The following is an 18,100-nucleotide window of genomic DNA, read 5'->3' on the forward strand; positions in this document are numbered from 1 at the left end:
GAGTTTTGGAGTAAATCATGTCAGGAAAAGATAAATACTACAACAAGGCCAAACAGGAGGGGTATCGCGCCCGCTCGGCCTACAAGCTCAAACAGCTAGACGAGACGACAGGCCTGCTCGGCGAAGGGCGAACCGTCGTCGACCTCGGGGCCGCACCCGGTGGCTGGCTCCAGGTCGCCGCCGAACGCGTCGGCGAGGACGGCACGGTCGTCGGTGTCGACCGCCAGCGCATCCAGGAGTTAGAGGACCCCGAGGCGACCGTCGCCTTCGTCCGCGGGGACATCACCGAGGAGTCGACCAGAGACGACATTCGCGAGACCGTCGCCGAAACGACCGGGCAGGACGTCGAAGAACGACCCGTAAATGCCGTCATCTCCGACATGGCCCCCAACATGAGCGGCGACTACGACCTGGACCACGCCCGCTCGGTCCATCTCGCCCGCCAGGCCTTCGAGGTGGCGACGGACCTCCTCGATACGGGCGGTGACCTCGCGGTAAAGGTCTTCGACGGCCGGGACCTCGACGATTTGCAGGCGGACATCGAAGAAGAGTTCGAGTACGTCCGGCAGGTCCGACCCGACGCCTCCCGTGACTCCTCCTCGGAACTGTATCTCGTCGCGAAGCACTTCCTGACCGCACCCGTCCGCGTCGGCGACACCGTGGACGTGGAAATCGTCGACGTGGGCGAAGAGGGCGACGGCGTCGCCAAAGTCGAGGATTTCACGCTCTTTGTCAGGCAAGGCGAGACGGGCGACGAACTGACCGTCGAAGTGACGGACGTAAAACCGCGGTACGGCTTCGCGAAACCGGTCGAAGAGAACTAGTCGGCGGTGACGGCCTGGGGCTTTTGTTTCCCGCGTGCGACCCGGACCACGGCGTAGACGAAGGGCGTATCCAGCAGTGCGACGCCCAGCTTGAAGATGTACTGGCCGACCATCAGTCCGACAGCGACGTCCAGCGGCATCCCCTGGAAGAGGACGAAGGCAATCGAGATGAACAGGATGGTGTCGATGAGCTGGCTCGATGCCGTCGAGGCGATGTTGCGAAACCAGAGGGCGTCGCCGTCGGTGTACGCACGGAGGCGGTGAAAGACCAGCACGTCCCAGTTCTGGCTGACCAGATAAGCGACGAGGCTCCCGGCGACGATGCCGGTACTCGCGCCGATGACGCTACTGAACTGGTCCTGTGGCACCGGGGAGTTTGCGGCAATCGGCAGACCGATTGCGAGCCACGCCAGTCCGAGGAAGACGAAGTTGGCGGCGAAGCCGACGTTGACCAGCACCTGCGCCGGGCGACGGCCGTACAGTTCGGAATAGCAGTCCGTCGCAAAGAAGGTCAGCGCGTACGCGACGGCGGCGCCCGGCAGGATGATGGCGTCGCCGGTCAGCGGCAGCGAGAACGGGAGGCCGAAAGCGAGCACCTTCGAGGCGGTCACCTGCGCCGTGACGAGTGCAGTGACAAAGAGAGCGACCAGTGCAATCTGGAGCCCTCCAAGCGGGTCGTTACTGCTCATCGTCGAGTCTCCCCTGTCGGGAGTCGATGTCGTCGAGCACGTCGAGTGTCTTCCGGATGGACGCCCGGATTGCCTCGCTTCGGTTGACGAACTTGCCGTCCTCGCCGACGTGGTCGTCTATGTCGGCGAGCAGTTCCTCCGGCACTTCCACACTAATCTTGGGCATACCTGAATCACACTGGAAGAATACTCTTTAATAGCTCGGTTCGCGCGTTCCCTGCAATCGAGTTCAGTGGGCGTGTACGATGCGCTCGCCGGTGTCCAGCCCGTTCCGGAGAGCCGCGTGCAGGCGTGCTTCCCCGGCCACCCAGTCACCCAGGAAGTAGAGGTTCTCGCGTTCCGCAGACTGGAGGAGACCAGTCGGTGCGCCCGCCTCCGGCAGTGCGTAGCGCCAGCCCTGGTGGTCGGTCCAGTCGGGGTCGCTAAGTCGGTCGTCGCCGACGATGTCTACCGTCATCTCCGCCAGGGCGGCGACGTTGTCCGCCGGCGAGTCGTCGTAGTGAGCGACCGACCACTCGTGGCCGGCCTGGACAATCAGCAGCGACTCGCCGTCGGGGACGTGGCCGCCTTTGCACTCCTCGCGAGCGACCCAGCCCACGTCGTGTTCCTTGTCGGTGTTGACAAGCGCGTAGTAGGGCACGTCGAGTTCGAACGGGTAGTGAAGCACAGCGGTGTAGATAGTTCGGTAGTCGACATCGCCGACGGCACCAGCGAGGTCCGACCGGAGCGGGTCGTCCCACTCGGCATCGGCGAGCAACTGGGCGGTCTGTGGGGCCGGCGGGTTGAGCACGAGAACGTCGAAAGGTCCCCACTGCTTTCCGTCGGTATCGGTCACCGTCCAGGCGTCGTCTGCTCTGGTGACTGTCTCGACGCGCGTCTCGTGTTCGACGGTCGCGTCGGTCCGGGCAAAGAGGCGCTTTGCAATCTGGGTCAGCCCCCGCTCGTAGCTCCACTTGTGCTCGTCTGCGTCACGGCCCGCCGAGACCGTGCCACTGGAATCGAAGGTGTAGATTGGCTCTGTCACGTCGACCAGCCCCTCGGTGTCGAGTCGCTCGGTCAGCAGGTCCACGACGCGCTCGTCGTCGGATTTGACGTAGTTGGCCCCGTAGTCGTAGCGGATGCCGTCCCGCCGGCGCGTGGCCGCACGCCCACAGACGCCGCGGGACTTCTCTAAAACGGTGATGTTCGCATCCGGGAGCGCACCGTCGAGGACGAACGACGCCGCTGCGGTCGCTGCACCTGCACCGACGAATCCGATGTCTGTCATCAGTCTCACTTCGGGTGCCGGACGGAAAAAGCGAGTCGGCAATCAGTTACGGAGGCGGTCGAAGACAGCCAGCGGTCCCAGTCCGATGCCGTAGGCGACTGCGGCCGGAATCGCGACGATGAACATGGTGAACACGCCCTTCGGGGTGGCAAAGCCGGCGATGGCGAAGACGCCGATGACGAACACCCGCCAGCGAGTCCGAAGCGTCCGGTAGCTGACGATATTCCCGCGGACGAACAGCCACATCGTCACCGGAATCATCGCGAGGACGCCGATACCGACGGTGGTGAAGATGACCAGCCAGCCGAAATTGTTGATGCGGTAGGCGATGACCATATTCGAGGTCAGCGCGTCGCCGGCCAGCCAGCCGATCATACCCGGCGCGATGTAGAAAAAGCCGAGTAGCGTCCCACCGACGAGCGCGACCACCAGCGAACCGCCCCACACCAGCAGAATGTTACGACTCGCGCCGGTCGAGAAGCCCCGTTCCTGGATGGCCGGCCAGGCGAAATAGAGGATGATGGGCAACACCGAAAGTGCGGCCAGCAGCGTCGAGAACTTGATTTCGAAGATGAGTGCCTCGACCGGGTGGAGCGTGACGATGTTGACCTGGTCGGCGAGTGCCTCGGGCATGCTCCGCAGGAACGAGTCCCGGATGGTCCCGATACCGCCCTGGTAGAGAAAGAGAAACGTTGCCGCGAGGACGGCCATGAACGTGCCGACAATCCAGATGACCTTCGAGGTCAGCGAATCGAGGATGAAGGCGATGTCGTAGTAGTAGCCGCCGATGTCGTCCTCGGTCGTCTCGTCTTCGGTGAAGGCGTTGGCCATGCCAGCAGCCGTCGAGGTGACTGGGTCCGCGTCGTCGCCGTCGTCCTCCTCGTCTTCGTCCGGGTCGTTGATTTCCTCGAAGCGGTCGAGGATGGCTTCGGCTTTGTCGCCGTCTTCCTCGGCGATAGCGTCGCGGGCGAGGTCCAGTGCCTCCTCTTCGGAGAGTGCTTCGAACGCTTCGCGCGGAGCCGCGTGGACCGCGGTGGCGCTCAGCGCACCGATATCGATTTCCGCGGGCCGCCCTGCACTCGCCGAGTGACTCGGCGCGGTGACTTCACTCTGGTCGGTCGGAGCGGCTGTCGGCTCCGAGACCGTCTGCTGGCCGGCCGCGACGGCCTCCAGTTCACGGATGCGCAGATAGAACAGGGCGACAGCGGCAGCGACCAGCGCGACGACGACGGCATAGAGGATGGCGGTCTCCTCGGGACCGAGGCCAAAGCGCCCCAGTTCGCCGGCCGTCGGGAACGCGTAGCTGGAGCCGACGGCGTCCATCCCGTCGTTGAGCGCCGTCAGGCCGCCGCGGGTGAGAAAGCCGTAGACGCCGGCCCCGGCGAGCAGTGTCACGCCCGCGAGGATATTCCAGCGCTTGCGGACGACCTGCCGGATGGGGACCTCGGCGCCCGCACGCGTCGAGAGGACGGCGAGTCTGGTGACGCCGAGGCTGAAGACGTACAGCGCGACGAGTGGGACCGCCCACATAATCTGCGTGAAGGGGTCGGGCGGCGAGAACATCGCACCGAACGCGAAGATGCCAAGCACCGCGTAGCGCCACTTGTCGCGGAACGTCTCGTAGGGGATGACACCAGTCAGGGAGAGGCCACTCATCGCGAGCGGGAGCTGGGCGGCCAGTCCAAAGGAGAGCGTGAGGAAGAAGACAAACTCCGTCCACATGACGATGGAGTAGGTCGGCGAGAACCCGGCGTTGACGGCGTTCGACGCCAGGAAGTTGAACATGATGGGAAAAAACAGCTCGTAGGCGTAACTGACACCGCCGACGAACAGCGCGACGGTGAAGAGGCCGACAAGCCCCAGTTTCCAGCGCGGAATCGCGTCCGAGGGCCAGATGCCCCGCTCTTTGAGCGCGGCCCGGCTGACCCACACGAGCGCCGGAATCGCGAAGAGAACGCCGGTTATCATCCCGACTTTCACCTGCAGGAGGATGACGTCGAAGGGCGTGACGGCGACGACCTGGGTCGACTCGCGGATGGCAGGCGCCATCTGAGAATAGAGGATATCCTGCTTGAGCGCGTCCCAGACGTAATAGCGGAGTGCGAAAAAGGCAGCGAGCATCCCGACGAGAAAGACCAGAAAGACCTTCTTGAGGTCACTCTGTGCAGAGGAAAGCATGGCACCGACTGTCTCACGGCCACTGGCGACAGTCCGTGCTGCGTCTTCGTCGAGCGCGCTAGCCATCTCTGGCGGACTTTGCTGGGTGGCGATTATCAATCTATTCGTTCGGGCTCCTCACGCGGTGGCTGGCAAAGAGAGAAGGCTTACAAGAGCCGCCAGCCAACCGGCGGCCAATGAGCGAGGGGGACCCCGACGACGAGCGTGACGACGAGCAGCGTCACGACCAGGCTGCCCCCACGGGGTCAGACGAGGAATCCACTGACGACCCCGACGGGGACCTCCCTGGTGAAGCCGCTGAGAACCCCGAGAGCGACGATTCCCGGGACGCCTCGGCGGCCGACGACGCTCCGATAGCGGAATCCGACTCCGCTGACGACGACTCCCAGGGAGACGAGGCTGAGGATAGCCCCCCGGCGGATGAAGACGACGGGACGGCCGACGAGAGCGCGACCGGAGACAGCGGGGCGGCCGACGGGACCGATGTAGGAAGCGTTGGGGCGGCCACACCAGAGCCGGCCGAACCCGAACCAGCCGCCCAGACTGGCGCCCCGGACGACCAGGAGATGCCGCTGACCCAGCACATCGAGGAGATGATTCGCCGGCTGCTGGTCGTCATCGTCGTCATGGCACTGGTCAGTGCCGTCGTCTTCCCATTCGCCGACCGCCTCATCAACTTCCTGTGGTACTCGTTTCTGCCCGGCGAACCGACAGCGTGCGTCGAGCAGGCTACAGCAGCGGCAGACGCCATCGGTCAATCGGGAACGGGTGGGGCAGCCAGTTCCGATTCGGCCTGCCCACGGCTGTATCACCCGCTCGCGCTCGTGCTCGCGCGCCTGAAAGTCGCCTCGCTGTCCGGCTTCATCATCGCCTTGCCCGTCTTCGTCTACGAGACGTACCTGTTCATGCGCCCCGGTCTCTACCCCAACGAGCGGCGCTACTACCTGGCGTCGGTGCCGACGAGTCTCATCCTCGCCGGCATTGGCGTCCTCTTTGCCTACGCGCTCGTGCTCCCACTCATCTTCACGTACTTCCTGGGCTACTCACAGCCAGTCGCCGACGTGGCCTTTGGCCTCTCGGAGACGTTCGGCCTCATCCTCCTGATGCTCGGGATGTTCGCGGCCATCTTCCAGATTCCGCTCTTTATCATGCTGGCTATCATGATGGGCGTGACCAGTCGCCGCTGGCTGGAAGACCGCCGGCTGTACTTCTGGTTTGGCTTCGCCGGCGTCGCCTTCCTCTTTAGCCCCGACCCCACGGGGATGGCACCCTTCATCGTCGCGCTGACGATGGTCGTCCTGTTCGAGGGGACGTTGCTACTGTTACGGTGGGCCGGGCGGTAATCCTGCCAAGAAACGGGCGTCTGGACTGGCTGACGAAAACCGAATCGGAGTGCCCCGACGGCGACCGGTGCGCGAGCGGAGACCCGCCGCCTTCACTCCGGGACCGTGAACGTGTACGACTCCGTGACCGACTCGCCGGTGTGTCCGTCGGTCACCTCGAACCGAATCGTGTACTCGCCGGGAACCCACTCTTCGGTGGGACTGAGCCGGTCGGTCACGTAGTAGGTGTCGAGGTCCGTGGACGGGTCGAACCGATTCGAGAGCGGGATGTCGGCCTGTGACCAGATTTCCCCTTCCGGACCCGTCAACGTCTCTGTAATCTGGAGGGCTGGCGTCAGCGCGTTCGAGGTCTCTTCATAAGCAAAGCCGTCGATCTCGTAGTAGTACCAGATCGTCTCGGTGGGTCCGTACTCGGCGTCGGGTCGGGGCGTATAATCGTCGTATCCCCCGGCCTCGCTCTCGATGAACTCGAAGGTGCTGATACCGAACTCGCCCGACGCGTACTCGAGACCAGCATCGACGGTAAATTCGACCGTCTCGGTGGCCGTATTCCCCGCGATAGTGTCTGTCGCCTCAATGTCCATCGTGTACGTCCCCCCGTCGAACTCCATCGCCGGCGAGAAGTTCACAACGAGAAACACCGTCGAGAAGTCTGTAGACTCCGAGAAGGTCCTGCTGACGGATTCGGTCATCGTCTCTAACTCCTCGCCGTCGGGCGTCGTCACGGTCCAGATCAGGTCGTACTCGAAACGGAGTTCCCCCTCACCAGCCGATTCGGTACCGACCGAACTGGGTTCGAAGTACACCCAGACCACGTCTCCGGGGTCGTAGGTGCCTTCCGGCTGTTCGGTGTACTCTCTGTATCCTGTGGGCTGTTCTGTACAGAGGACGGTGTTCTCGATTGCGAGCGAGGACGGCTGCTCGTCCCCACCCTCGGTCGAGTCAGTCGGTCCATCGCCCTCACCGTCCGTCCCGTCACTGCCGTCCCCGCTGCACCCAGCAAGGGCCGCGGCCGCCCCGCCACTGAGCAACAGCAGGTGGCGTCTGGTCAAGTGCCCCATAACTAGACATTTGCGAAATATAATTATAAGTACAACAGGGCAGTCCCACACGATAAGAATCGATGACACCGGTCAGCGGGCCATTCGTGCACAGAGGCCGACATGGATACTGTGAGAATGGCGCATTTCTCTGAGGGTCAAACAGTCACACGACGACGGAACGCAGTTAACAGTCGCTACAGAACGAACGAGTGTGCCAGATGGACGTGACACGACGCGTCTCCTCCTCATCCGCCACGGGGAGACCGACTGGAATCGGGAGGGTCGCATGCAGGGCTGGGCGCCCACTTCGCTGACCGACCGTGGTCGCCAGCAGGCCCGGTCGCTCGGGACCCACCTCGCCGACCGCTACGATATCGACCGGCTGGTGGCCTCCGACCTGGAGCGGACCCGGGAGACGACGGCGCTGCTCAGAGACCAGGGCGTCGAGCCAGCACCGACCTTCGACCCGGCGTGGCGCGAACGGAACTTCGGCGTCTACCAAGGACTCACGAAGGCAGAAATATTCGAGGAATACCCCCAGTTCGCCGCGACGACCGGCGTCTCGGCGACCAGAGAGACCCCAGAGAACGGAGAGAGTCTCCTCGAAGTGCGCGAGCGCGTACTGGCAGGGTGGAACGAACTGCTCGAAGGCGCCGACGGCGAGACGGTGCTCGTCGTGACCCACGGTGGCCCACTCTACGTCGTCCTGGGCCACGTTCGCGGCCAGGACATCCTCACTGCTATCACCGACCACTCACAGCACAACTGCGCGCTCAACGAATTCCGCGTCGGCGAGACGGTCGAACTGGTCCGGCACAACGAGACGGTCTAGTCGGTCGGGTACTCGGCGTCAAGCGGGTCCGGGGCGACGACAGACGGGTCAGGTTCGTCGGCATCCGCCGGGCTGACACTGCCCGTCTGGTAGCCGTGCAAGTCCAGGGTCACGTGGTCGAATCCGAGGTCGGCGATGTGGTCGCGGGCCGCCCGCACGAAGTCGGGGTCGAGTGCCACGTCCATCTCTTCTTCGGAGACTTCGATGCGCGCGAGGCCGTCGTGGTCGCGCACGCGGAACTGCTCGAAGCCCCACGTCCGCAGGAGGCGTTCGGCCTTCTCGATGCGGGAGAGTCTATCCTCGGTCACTTCGAGACCGGTCGGAATCCGCGAGGAGAGACACGCCATCGACGGCTTCTCCGCGACGGAAATGTCGTACTCGCGGGCAATCTCGCGGACCTCCTCCTTGGTGATGTCGTGTTCCAGTAGCGGGGAGTAGGCGTCGAGCTCGTCGACGGCCTGCAGGCCGGGTCGGTGACCCTCGCCCACGTCCGAGGCGTTGGTCCCGTCACAGACAACGTCGATTCCGAGTTTCTCGGCGTGGTCGAACATCGCCGAGAGACGCATCGAACGGCAGTGATAGCAACGCTGGTCGTCGTTTCGCACGAAGGCATCGCTGTCGAGTTCGGAAAATTCCACAATCTCGTGGCGGATGCCGATTTCCTCGGCGACGCGACGGGCGTCGTCGAGTTCCTCGGCGGGGAGCGTCTCACTCTTTGCCGTGCAGGCGACCGCGTCGTCGCCGAGTGCGTCGTCTGCGAGTGCGGCGACGACGCTCGAATCGACGCCGCCGGAGAAGGCGACGAGAACGCCGTCGCGTTCGGCCAGGTCGGCGCGGGCCCCGGCCAGTTTGTCCTCTACCATACCGTCTGTATCGGGTCCGCGAGGAAAAGGCCTGCTGTCCCTGACGGGTTGGTTGGCGCGCTGTGTCTACTCGTTGACGATAGCAGTCTCAATGCCGTCGTCGGTGACGGCGACGCCGGCCGCACAGACTGCGTGTTCGAACTCGTGGTCGTACACTTCGCGGGCCGCGTCGGCGGCGTTGTCGGCCGCAAGCGAGAATGTCTCCGGACTGTCCCGCTCGTAGGTTGCGACCAGCGTCGGTTCGGTCACTTCCTCGACGAGCAGTGCGTCCCGGCGGACCGTCCCGATGACCGCACTCGGGTCCTCGCCGGTGGTCGTCGCGTCGTCGTCCAGTCCGACGATACCGGCGATGCGCGGTGTGTCGTAGTCGTCCTTCTCGAAGTCCAGCGCAAGCAGTGGCTCTACGAGTGCGTCACGGGCGGGGTAGCCCAGTTCGAGTTTCTCCGCGATTGGGTCGACGTGCGAGCCGTTGCCCAGCACGACGCCGTTGTCGGTCACCTGCACGCAGTTGTACGAGATGTAGGGGTTGTCAGTCTCCGGTGCGTCCTCGGTCGGGCCAACAGTAATAGTTCCGTCGCGGTCGAGCGCGCGACGGTTCGGGAACGACCGCGAGGAGACGCGGTAGGCACCGACTTGTGGGCCGATTACGACAAAGCGTCCGACGTACATACTCGATGCTGGCGGGGCGGCGTACATGGAGGTATCGATACGCGAAGCGACCCGAAGGCACTCGACACAAATTGGGGCGTCATCGAACGTGTGGTAGCCATGTCAGCCGAGCGCTCCGCAGAGAAAACCCGACTACTGAGCGCCTGTTTCCGTGTCCTGTTCAGGTCGTGCGAAACCCACACCACCGGCGAGGATGGCCGTCCCAGCGAGGATTGTCGCCCCAAGGACGACGAAGCTATCATCGGGGCTCAACCCAGCAATCGAGGCGGCAGCATCCACGACGAACACTGTGACGAACAGACTCAGAATAGCGAACCCGAGCATGACAAGTCCCGCGAGTATCGCACTGGCTAACGAGCCAAACGCATCAAGAATTCCCATTGTACATCCAATCCGTGCGTCAGCCACAAGTATGTGGGCATGCCGAGAGGACCGAACCCTTCGCGGAATGGTAGCACACCAACCAGACGGCGATGCCATGCCGCCCCACACAGTTTGGTCGCTGGTCGAACCTCACGAGCGGACAGTCAGCGATTCGCCCTGTCGGATAAAATTTCAGTTTCACTGTGTGGAGAGTACTGAAACGGCGGCTACCCCACAGGTGCGTGCATGGTGACGAGCGAAGCGGAGTGTCTCAACGCGTTGCAAGAGGCAGCACAACGACTCGAAAAGTCACCGACGAAAGCAGAGTACGAAGAGCTAGGACTGACACCAGCATCGGCGACGATACTCCGGACACTCGGTGGGTGGAACAAAGCGAAAAAGAAAGCAGGACTGGAGACGGCACCGTCAACTGGGTCACGGACCAGCCCGAAGCCGGACAGCATCGAGTTGCCTGATGGGACCGAGTGGGAAGAGCTCTCAGTTGACCAGCGCTGGCACTACAGGAACAGCGACTGGAACGCAGAGCGAACGTTGCAGCGGCGGGCACGACTACGGGCATGGGTCAACGAGAAGAAAGCCGAGAGAGGGTGTGCCAACTGTAACGAAGTCAACCGGGCCTGTCTAGACTATCACCACCGAAATCCCGAGGCCAAGGAGATGGCAGTCGGAGACATGGTGACGTACGGTTACGGGAGGGACAACATTCGAGAAGAGATGGCCAAATGCGATGTGCTGTGTGCGAACTGTCACAGAAAGCGCCACGACGAACAGCGTCCGGACGTGGAGACAGGCGACCGGAAGAGAGCGAGAGAGTGGCTCCGTGCGTACAAATCGTCTTCAGACGGCTGCAAGCGGTGCAAAGAGACAGACCCGCGGTGTCTCGTCTTTCATCACCCAGAGCAAAAACACGAAACAGTCGCAAAACTCGTCTCCGACCGAAAGCCGCTCAGAGTGATACAGCAAGAAGTTGACCGGTGTGAATTGCTGTGCTCGAACTGCCACCGCAAAGAACATTTCACCCCACCGGAGACGGAACGCTAACAATTTGGTTACGACACGCATAAATACAATCAGCATCTACTATCGTCCGCGAAGTCCTGTGGTGTAGTGGCCAATCATGTGGCCTTCTGGGGGCTACGACGGAGGTTCGAATCCTCCCAGGACTATGACACTTTTCGCTGACACACGCCACCGCCAGTCACGGCGCTGTCGATGACGAAGGTGAGCACAGCGAGCCCGGTTGTTGTGAATTCAGGAGAGAGTGTAGCTCCGAGCCGTCAATCAGAAGCCGCCTCACGACCAGACTGATGAGCACGCCGAACGGAGTCGAGGAGACAGTCCCGCTGGGAGGCGTAGTGGAGATGCGAGTCACAGCCACAGTCAGAGCAGCCAAAGTCGGGGACGGGCGCGCCATCGAGCGCGCCGGCAGTCGAACACTCGATGTCGACACCGCTGGAGGTGACGACGGTGTCGATGCTGGCGTCGGGGAGCGAGAGCAAGTAGTCGACGTGCCAGTGGCGGGTGTCGCGCTCGCCGGCAGCGAGTTCGCGGTGGCGCTGGACACGCGAGAAGCCCCCGGTTCCGAGCGCGCTGCCGGTGTACGCGTACCAGCCGGGGTCGAAGGTGAGCGTGCCAAGCGCCCCGACCTCCGCCGTGGTAGTCTCGAGCAGTTCGACCAGGAGCGTGTACGTCCCGCCGGCGCTGCGGTCGTCTGTCACAGGCGAGGCTTGGGCGGGCAACACATAGCTGTTGTGCCTGCCAGAGCGTGTCCCCGAAAGAAGTGCCTTCCCCGGCGACAGAGTACCAGGTGATGACGCGCTATCTCGTCGCCACGGCGTCGGTCCACACCACCGCAGCGGCCTGTGACTACCTCCAGTCTCGCGTCGAACCGGACGACGAGGTCCTCGTCGTCGCCGTTCGAGAGCCGGCGCTGGACGACCGGGACCCCGGGGACGCGACCAACGTCGCCCGGACGCGGCTGGTCGCACCGACTGTCGAGACGGTGGCTCGGGAGGGCGACCCGGTCGAGGAGATTCGGGCGGTCGCCACCGAACGGGACGTCGACGTGCTCGTCGTGGGGCCACGGCGGGGCGACCACGAGACGAGTGGAGACGTCCCGGGAAGGACACTCCGGGCGCTGCTGGCCGGCTCAGCGTGGCCGGTCGTCGTCGTGCCGGAGACGGCGCTGCCCTGAGTCGCGCCCGTCGCATTGAAATCGCTGGGTTTCGAAGGGGGTTCCATGTCTGGTTCGGAACTGGCGACGAAGGTCCAGGAGATACTCGACGTGGACGCCGAGGCGTTCCGTGCCCGCGCACAGGAAGAGACAGAACAGCTCAAAGCGGAGGTCCAGTCGGGGACCTTCGACAACACCCAGGCGCTGGTCGGCCTGGAGATGGAACTGTACGGTGCCGACTCGCGGACCGACGGGCTCCGCCGGATGCCCCGAAAGCTGCTGGGGCTCATCGGCTTCGAGAAGGAACTCGGCCTCCACAACGCCGAGATGCAGACGAGTCCGGAGCCACTGACCCGGTATGGCCTCATCGCCCAGGAGAAGGAACTCCAGGCACACTTCGCGCCGGCCCAGGAGAAGACCAACGCCGAGGACCTCTCGCTGGTGACCGACGGGATGTGGACGGTCCCGCCGACCGGCGAGACGGCGACGGAGTATCTGACCGACTTCGTCGAACACGACGGGATTCGCATCGCGACCAACATGAGCGATTCCGTCAGGTACCACGCGATGGCAAACACCGACTACCCATCGCGGTTCGAACTCGACGCGCCCCACGTCTCGCTGTCGGCGGAGACGGTGATGCCCGAGAGTCTCATCACCTCGATTCAGCCCCACTACCAGGTGCCCCACGCGCCCGACCTCCCGGAGTATTTCAGATACGCCCTCCGCGTCGCCGGCCCGCTGCTCGCGCTGGGTGTCAACGCCCCCTTCTTCCCCCCGGACCTCTACGACGACGACCCCGACGCCGAAATCGTCGCCGACGCCCACATGGAACACCGCATCGGCATCTTCGAATCGGTCCTGAATCCGCCGGAAGACCACGAGGAAGACCCCAAAGTGTGTTTCCCGCCGGACTTCGAGACCGTCGAGGACGCCATCGACGCGATTGCTGACGACAGGTGTATCGTCCCGACCAAGGTCACCACCGGCAACCGCTTCGACGACCAGTTTGCCCACTTCCGGCACAAACACGGGAGCTACTGGCGGTGGGTGCGACCCGTCTTCGACGGACCGAGCCGGTCACAGGCCAACGCCCGCATCGAGTTTCGACCGCTGCCCGCCCAGCCGACGATTCGGGACAGCGTGGCCTTCGAGGCCGTCTTCGCCGGTCTCATGGAGAGTCTGCGCCGGCACGAACACCCCGTGCGCGCACTCGACTGGGAGACGGCAAAAGAGAACTTCTACGCGGCCACCCGCGACGGGTTGCAGGCCGACATCGAGTGGATAACAAGCGACGGCGCCGAGACGACGGCGATAGACGAAATCGGACACGAACTGTTCGAGTTCGCCCGCCACGGCCTGGAAGCCAGGGGACTCTCGACAGAGCAGGCCCGCAAATACATCCGGCCGCTCCGGGAGCGTCTGGACCGCCGGATGACGCCCGCCCGCTGGAAACACGAGCGGGTCCACGAGAGCATCGAGGCCGGCGTCCCGCTTACGGAAGCAATCTGGGGCATGCAGGCCGAATATGTCCACAACCAGTCCGAGACGCTCATCGAGGGCTCCTTTACCGACTGGCTCTAATTTCCGTCGTGGGTTTTCTCGACGTACGCGACGGCCTCGGCCGGTTTCTCGACGTGTTCGATGCCTTCGAGACCGTCGATACGGTGGGTGCCGAGACCGGCGACGGGTCGGCCGAAATCGAGCGCGTGACCGAGTTCCGAGAGCGTGCCCGGGCCGCCGTCGATAGCGATTGCGGCGTCGCCGTTGAGCACGACCAGCGGGTTCCGGGCGTTGCCAAGCCCCGTCGCAATCGTCGTCTGGACGTACTCGTTGGCGCCTCCGCGGTGACTGCCAGGGAGGATGCCGATGGTGTGACCGCCGGTCTCGCGTGCGCCACGACAGACCGCCTCCATGACGCCGCCGCGGCCGCCGCAGACGACCTCGTGGCCGTGCTCGCCGAGCACCCGCCCGACTTCGAGGGCCTGGTCGTACTCCTCGTCGGTGACGCTACTGCCGCCGATGACACTGACGCGCATACGCACAGCAACGGCGCTGTGCGGTAAAAATCACGGTACTGCGGTCGTCAAAAGGAGTGGGGACCGACGAACCCGGGTCAGGATCTAGAGTTGGTCGAGCCAGTCCTGGGCGCGAGACTCGTTGGTCTCGGCGAGGTCGGCCAGTTCCGCTGCGTCGTACTCGGCGAGGTCGGCCGTCGTCTCGACGCCGGCGGCCATCAGGCGTTCGGCGTAGGTCGGGCCGATGCCGCTGACGGTTTCGACGGGGTCGGCGTCGGCTTCCGCGTCGTCGCTCTCGGCGTCGTCGGCGACCTGTTGGGCGGCCTGTTCCTGAATCTCGGAGACGTCTTCCTCGGCGGCCTCGGTGTCGTCTGCGTCTTCGGCGGCCTCGGATTTCTCCCAGAACCAGTCACACACTTCCGGCCAGACGTCCTCGTGGGAGGACGAGGAGACCGACATCCCGATGTGGCCGGTCGGGTACTCGATGGTGGTCACGTCGTCGCTGCCGACGACGTCGTTGAACGGCTTGGAGGCCTCTGGCGGGATGAGGTGGTCGTACTCGCCGATAATCTGGATTATCGGCATGTCGATGTTGCCGATGTCGACCTGCTGGCCGTTGATTTCCAGAACGTTTCGGTAGAGTTCGTTGTTCTGGTAGATTTTCTGAAGGAACTCGACGTAGGCCTGCCCTGCGAGGTCGATGCCCTCGTCGAGCCACCGCTCCATCCGGGAGAAGTTCTGGACGAACCCGTCACTCTCCAGGTTCTCGTAGAGGGTGATGTACTTCCGGAGGTAGTTGTCGATGGGGTCCATCAGCGCGAAGCCGTCGTCGAGCATCTCTGCGGGGACGTTGCCGTACGTGTCGACGACGTCCTGTGGGTCGTAGTACTCTTCGCTACCCCAGTCTTCGAGGACGCCACCGGTCTGGTCGAAACAGAGGCCGGCGGCCATCAGGCCAAGCGCGTTGACCTTCTCGGGGTTGAGCGAGGAGTAGATGGCGGTCATCGTCCCGCCCATGCAGTACCCGAGCAGGTTGATTTTGTCCTGCCCGGAGCTCTCGGCGACTTCGTCGACGCAGTTGTCGATGTAACGGTTGACGTAGTCGTGCAGGCCGAGGTTCTGGTCGAGCCGCGAGGGCTCGTTCCAGTCAATCATGTACACGTCGTGGCCCGCATCGAGGAGTCGGCGGATGACCGACCGGTCGGGCTGTAAGTCGAGGATGTACGGCTTGTTGATAAGCGCGTACACGATGAGGATTGGGACCTCGTTTTGTTCGTCGGTCTGGGACTCGTAGTGGAGCAGTTCCAGCTTGTTCTCCTCGTAGACGACCTCGGAGGGGGTCTGGCCGACTTCTATCGTCTCTATCTCGACGGCGCGTTCGGGTGCAATGGATGCTTTGCGGGTCGCATCCGCGAGACTCTCCATCGTCTCGGTCTGTGCGTCCATCGCTGCCGCCAGTGGGTTGAATGGCATGACTCTACTCCTCTATGGCGTCGAGCACACGGTCGAGTTTCTGTTCGACGTCGTGCTGGCGACGTTCCAGTTCGATGAGTCGCTCGCCGACTTCCTCGACGTCCTCACGCGTCGGCATGCCCATCTGCGAGATGGTGTCCTGTGTGACTTCGTCGACTTCCTGTTGCATCTCCATCATTGTCTCGACGAGCTGGCCGTTCGCGGAGGCAAAGGCGCTCGTGGACATGACTTCCTTGAACGCGTCGTTGGCCGACTGCAGCCAGATGTCGCGGAACTCTGTCGGTCCAACATCCTCGCCCTCTGCAGCGTCTGTCGTCTTCTCGAACATCTCTTCGGCGGCGTCCATCCACACTTCGTAGGCGCGGCCGTAGCCCTCCATGCCGTCCTCGACGACGTCGTCTTCGGGGACGGAGTTGTCGAACGCGTCACTCCAGGCGTCGACCAGCGCGGCCTGTGCCTGCATGTTCTGCTCGACGGAGTCGGCGACTGCGTCGTTCATCTGCTCTATCATCTCGTTCCACTCGTCTTGAATCTGGTTTGAATCGCTCATGGGTATATGTATCTCCTGTGTAAGATAAAAGATTCCGGCGGTTTACGCCTCGACGACCTCGATGGTCTGCTCGGAAACGTCTTGCATCTGGTCCTGCATTTCCTCGACCTGTGCCTGAATCTCGTCGACCTGTGCTGCGAGCTGGTCGACAGCCTCGACGGACTGTGATTCGAGTTCCTCGTGGGTCTCCAGGAGGTGGTCGATCTGCTCTTCGAGGGCCTCGAGGTAGTCTCCGCTTACGTCGTCGTAGGCGGCGATGCCCTCGTCGAGTTCCTCGGAGAGGGTCTCGAAGGCCTCGGCGTGGTTTTCCAGCAGCAGTTCGTACTGCTCGTCGATGTTGTCGCGGAGTTCGTCGAGAGAGTCTCCGACGCCAGGGACGTTGGCCTCGATGGCGTCGAGGGTGTTGTGCAGTGCGTCCTGCTGGAGTTCGACGAGTCGGCGCTGGGCCGACTCGGAGCTGTCGAGTCCGTCGACCATCGCGTCGGTGACGCGGTGCTGGAAGTCTACGGTGCGGTCGAGAGCCTGGTGGCTCTGTTTGATTGTCTGGCGCTGCAGTTCGAACGTCGATGTAATGGGTGTCGTGTAATCTACCATGTTACTCACTCCTGTTTCGTTTGACCGGGATAACGACGGTCTGGACGATGTCGCCCTCCTCGATGTCGAGCGCCTCCCGCTCGGCATCGGGAATGCTGATGCGGCCGCCGCTCTGGACGCGAGTTTTGAACGTCGCCGTCTGACTCATCGCGCCAATCTGGTTCATATCCATCCCGGACATTCCGCCACCCATCATCTGTTTGAGCAACTCCTGTTGCTTCTCGACTGCCTGCTCGCCCGTCTCCTGAAACGCCTTGAACATTGCGGGAGGCCACATCGGCCCGTCGCTTTCGTCGGACATCGGTCATATGTTAATACACCGGCAGGTAGTATAAAGCTTGCGCTGAATACCATCTAATACCATACGATACCATTAAGTGCCAACAGAGCCTACCAATAGGTATGAAAAGTCAGTTGCACAGCCGTACGTCTACGCAGTGTCGTCGGAGCAGTCGAACAAACGGACCGGCCGGTAGTGGTCGCAAAGGGACAACAATGTTAGTGAATTACCCTCACGATTTAAGAGGCTGTAAGGCAAAGGGTGAGTCTAATGAGTTCTAGATCGGAACACAACGCGTTGCTGGATACGTGGACCGAGACGTCGTCACACGTATTTGACAGTGTCGTTGCCGCAAACCGGGCCGCGTTCGCGGCGTTCGGCGTCGAGCCGGACGAGGAAGAGGGCTCCGTGGCTGCACCGACCGACCGCATCGAGCCCAACGAGGACCTGCCCGAATGGCACACCGAACTCACCGCCGACGACCCGATGACGCTGTCGGTCGGCGACCGATTCGAGTTCACCAAGACCATCACCGACGGCGACGTGCGACGGTTCGCCGCCTCCAGCGGGGACACCAATCCGCTGCACCTCGACGAAGAGTTCGCCGACGAGACACGCTTCAGTGGCCGTATCGCCCACGGGACGCTGGTCGGTGGACTCATCTCCGCCGCACTCGCGCGCGTGCCGGGTATGGTCATCTACCTCTCACAGGACCTGGAGTTCCACAATCCGGTCCGCATCGACGACCGCATCACCGCCGAGTGTGAAATCGTCGAAGACCTGGGGAACAACCAGTACCGGCTCACGACACGTGTCCTCAACGGCGAGGACATCGCCATCGACGGCGAAGCCGTCATCATGGTCGACGAACTCCCCGACGGCGCGAAGGCTGCTGTCGAAGACTGACGACGCTACCGGTT

21 protein-coding genes and 1 tRNA gene are annotated in these 18,100 nt (G+C 63.2%); 8 read left to right on the forward strand and 14 right to left on the reverse strand.

The features are described 5' to 3' along the window. Positions 1-17: 17 nt before the first annotated feature. Positions 18-824, forward strand: coding sequence for a 23S rRNA (uridine(2552)-2'-O)-methyltransferase (locus tag QYL91_RS03745; RefSeq protein WP_302082041.1), 807 nt, complete (start codon positions 18-20; stop codon positions 822-824). Here the strand turns inward: QYL91_RS03745 and QYL91_RS03750 are convergent. From QYL91_RS03750 to QYL91_RS03765, 4 genes are all read right to left on the reverse strand, one after another. Beyond that, entirely contained in the window at positions 821-1,513 is a 693-nt protein-coding gene (locus tag QYL91_RS03750) for a queuosine precursor transporter (RefSeq protein WP_302082042.1), read from the reverse strand. The genes QYL91_RS03745 and QYL91_RS03750 overlap by 4 nt on opposite strands. Further along, positions 1,503-1,679 (reverse strand): ribbon-helix-helix domain-containing protein, encoded by a 177-nt coding sequence (locus QYL91_RS03755; RefSeq protein ID WP_302082043.1) that lies wholly within the window; start codon positions 1,677-1,679, stop codon positions 1,503-1,505. The genes QYL91_RS03750 and QYL91_RS03755 overlap by 11 nt, the downstream gene beginning before the upstream one ends. A 63-nt stretch (positions 1,680-1,742) precedes the next feature. Next, the gene (locus QYL91_RS03760) at positions 1,743-2,780 is read right to left on the reverse strand and encodes an NAD(P)/FAD-dependent oxidoreductase (RefSeq protein ID WP_302082044.1); all 1,038 of its coding nucleotides are present in this window, start codon (positions 2,778-2,780) and stop codon (positions 1,743-1,745) included. A 42-nt stretch (positions 2,781-2,822) separates the two neighbouring features. Continuing rightward, positions 2,823-5,024 (reverse strand): twin-arginine translocase subunit TatC, encoded by a 2,202-nt coding sequence (locus QYL91_RS03765; protein WP_302082045.1) that lies wholly within the window; start codon positions 5,022-5,024, stop codon positions 2,823-2,825. Between the two features lie 110 nt (positions 5,025-5,134). On the opposite strand from QYL91_RS03765, the gene tatC reads away from it, so the two are divergent. Further along, entirely contained in the window at positions 5,135-6,301 is a 1,167-nt protein-coding gene (gene tatC / locus QYL91_RS03770; protein ID WP_302082046.1) for a twin-arginine translocase subunit TatC, read from the forward strand. A gap of 92 nt (positions 6,302-6,393) precedes the next feature. Here tatC and QYL91_RS03775 read toward each other — a convergent pair whose 3' ends face one another. Next, positions 6,394-7,353 (reverse strand): hypothetical protein, encoded by a 960-nt coding sequence (locus tag QYL91_RS03775; RefSeq protein WP_302082047.1) that lies wholly within the window; start codon positions 7,351-7,353, stop codon positions 6,394-6,396. Positions 7,354-7,555: 202 nt separating this feature from the next. Here QYL91_RS03775 and QYL91_RS03780 point away from each other — a divergent pair, with 202 nt between their 5' ends. After that, positions 7,556-8,176, forward strand: a complete 621-nt coding sequence (locus tag QYL91_RS03780; protein ID WP_302082048.1) for a histidine phosphatase family protein — start codon at positions 7,556-7,558, stop codon at positions 8,174-8,176. On the opposite strand, the gene larE is transcribed toward QYL91_RS03780, so the two are convergent. The 3 genes from larE to QYL91_RS03795 all read right to left on the reverse strand — a co-directional run bounded on the left by larE (position 8,173) and on the right by QYL91_RS03795 (position 10,089). Beyond that, entirely contained in the window at positions 8,173-9,039 is an 867-nt protein-coding gene (gene larE / locus QYL91_RS03785; RefSeq protein ID WP_302082049.1) for an ATP-dependent sacrificial sulfur transferase LarE, read from the reverse strand. The genes QYL91_RS03780 and larE overlap by 4 nt on opposite strands. Positions 9,040-9,105: 66 nt before the next feature. After that, a complete protein-coding gene (locus QYL91_RS03790) occupies positions 9,106-9,708 on the reverse strand; it encodes an IMP cyclohydrolase (protein ID WP_302082050.1) in 603 nt (200 codons plus the stop codon). A 132-nt stretch (positions 9,709-9,840) separates the two neighbouring features. Then, positions 9,841-10,089: a hypothetical protein gene (locus QYL91_RS03795; protein WP_302082051.1), complete on the reverse strand. Its 249-nt coding sequence runs from the start codon at positions 10,087-10,089 to the stop codon at positions 9,841-9,843. Between the two features lie 231 nt (positions 10,090-10,320). Here QYL91_RS03795 and QYL91_RS03800 point away from each other — a divergent pair, with 231 nt between their 5' ends. Both QYL91_RS03800 and QYL91_RS03805 read left to right on the forward strand, forming a co-directional pair. After that, positions 10,321-11,133, forward strand: a complete 813-nt coding sequence (locus QYL91_RS03800) for a homing endonuclease associated repeat-containing protein (RefSeq protein ID WP_369685620.1) — start codon at positions 10,321-10,323, stop codon at positions 11,131-11,133. Positions 11,134-11,185: 52 nt separating this feature from the next. After that, a tRNA-Gln gene (locus tag QYL91_RS03805) sits at positions 11,186-11,258 on the forward strand. A gap of 111 nt (positions 11,259-11,369) precedes the next feature. Here the strand turns inward: QYL91_RS03805 and QYL91_RS03810 are convergent. Continuing rightward, positions 11,370-11,810, reverse strand: coding sequence for a GIY-YIG nuclease family protein (locus QYL91_RS03810; protein ID WP_302082053.1), 441 nt, complete (start codon positions 11,808-11,810; stop codon positions 11,370-11,372). 47 nt (positions 11,811-11,857) lie between these two features. Here QYL91_RS03810 and QYL91_RS03815 point away from each other — a divergent pair, with 47 nt between their 5' ends. Beyond that, positions 11,858-12,286 carry a universal stress protein gene (locus tag QYL91_RS03815; protein WP_302082054.1) on the forward strand — a complete coding sequence of 143 codons (429 nt, stop codon included), beginning with the start codon at positions 11,858-11,860 and terminating at the stop codon, positions 12,284-12,286. Between the two features lie 45 nt (positions 12,287-12,331). Then, complete coding sequence (locus tag QYL91_RS03820; protein ID WP_302082055.1) at positions 12,332-13,849, forward strand: glutamate-cysteine ligase family protein; 1,518 nt, start codon at positions 12,332-12,334, stop codon at positions 13,847-13,849. On the opposite strand, the gene QYL91_RS03825 is transcribed toward QYL91_RS03820, so the two are convergent. The 5 genes from QYL91_RS03825 to QYL91_RS03845 all read right to left on the reverse strand — a co-directional run bounded on the left by QYL91_RS03825 (position 13,846) and on the right by QYL91_RS03845 (position 17,201). Further along, positions 13,846-14,304, reverse strand: coding sequence for a TIGR00725 family protein (locus QYL91_RS03825; protein ID WP_302082056.1), 459 nt, complete (start codon positions 14,302-14,304; stop codon positions 13,846-13,848). The genes QYL91_RS03820 and QYL91_RS03825 overlap by 4 nt on opposite strands. 84 nt (positions 14,305-14,388) lie before the next feature. After that, complete coding sequence (gene phaC, locus QYL91_RS03830; RefSeq protein WP_302082057.1) at positions 14,389-15,756, reverse strand: class III poly(R)-hydroxyalkanoic acid synthase subunit PhaC; 1,368 nt, start codon at positions 15,754-15,756, stop codon at positions 14,389-14,391. A gap of 4 nt (positions 15,757-15,760) precedes the next feature. Beyond that, complete coding sequence (locus QYL91_RS03835) at positions 15,761-16,306, reverse strand: poly(R)-hydroxyalkanoic acid synthase subunit PhaE (protein ID WP_302082058.1); 546 nt, start codon at positions 16,304-16,306, stop codon at positions 15,761-15,763. A gap of 42 nt (positions 16,307-16,348) precedes the next feature. Beyond that, on the reverse strand, positions 16,349-16,900 hold the full coding sequence (locus QYL91_RS03840; RefSeq protein ID WP_302082059.1) for a hypothetical protein: 552 nt from the start codon (positions 16,898-16,900) through the stop codon (positions 16,349-16,351). A 1-nt stretch (position 16,901) separates the two neighbouring features. After that, the gene (locus tag QYL91_RS03845; RefSeq protein ID WP_302082060.1) at positions 16,902-17,201 is read right to left on the reverse strand and encodes an AbrB/MazE/SpoVT family DNA-binding domain-containing protein; all 300 of its coding nucleotides are present in this window, start codon (positions 17,199-17,201) and stop codon (positions 16,902-16,904) included. Positions 17,202-17,450: 249 nt separating this feature from the next. On the opposite strand from QYL91_RS03845, the gene QYL91_RS03850 reads away from it, so the two are divergent. Further along, positions 17,451-18,086, forward strand: a complete 636-nt coding sequence (locus QYL91_RS03850) for a MaoC family dehydratase (RefSeq protein ID WP_302082061.1) — start codon at positions 17,451-17,453, stop codon at positions 18,084-18,086. Positions 18,087-18,100: the final 14 nt, after the last annotated feature.

This window comes from Salinibaculum rarum (assembly GCF_030505615.1).
GTDB lineage: Archaea > Halobacteriota > Halobacteria > Halobacteriales > Haloarculaceae > Salinibaculum > Salinibaculum rarum.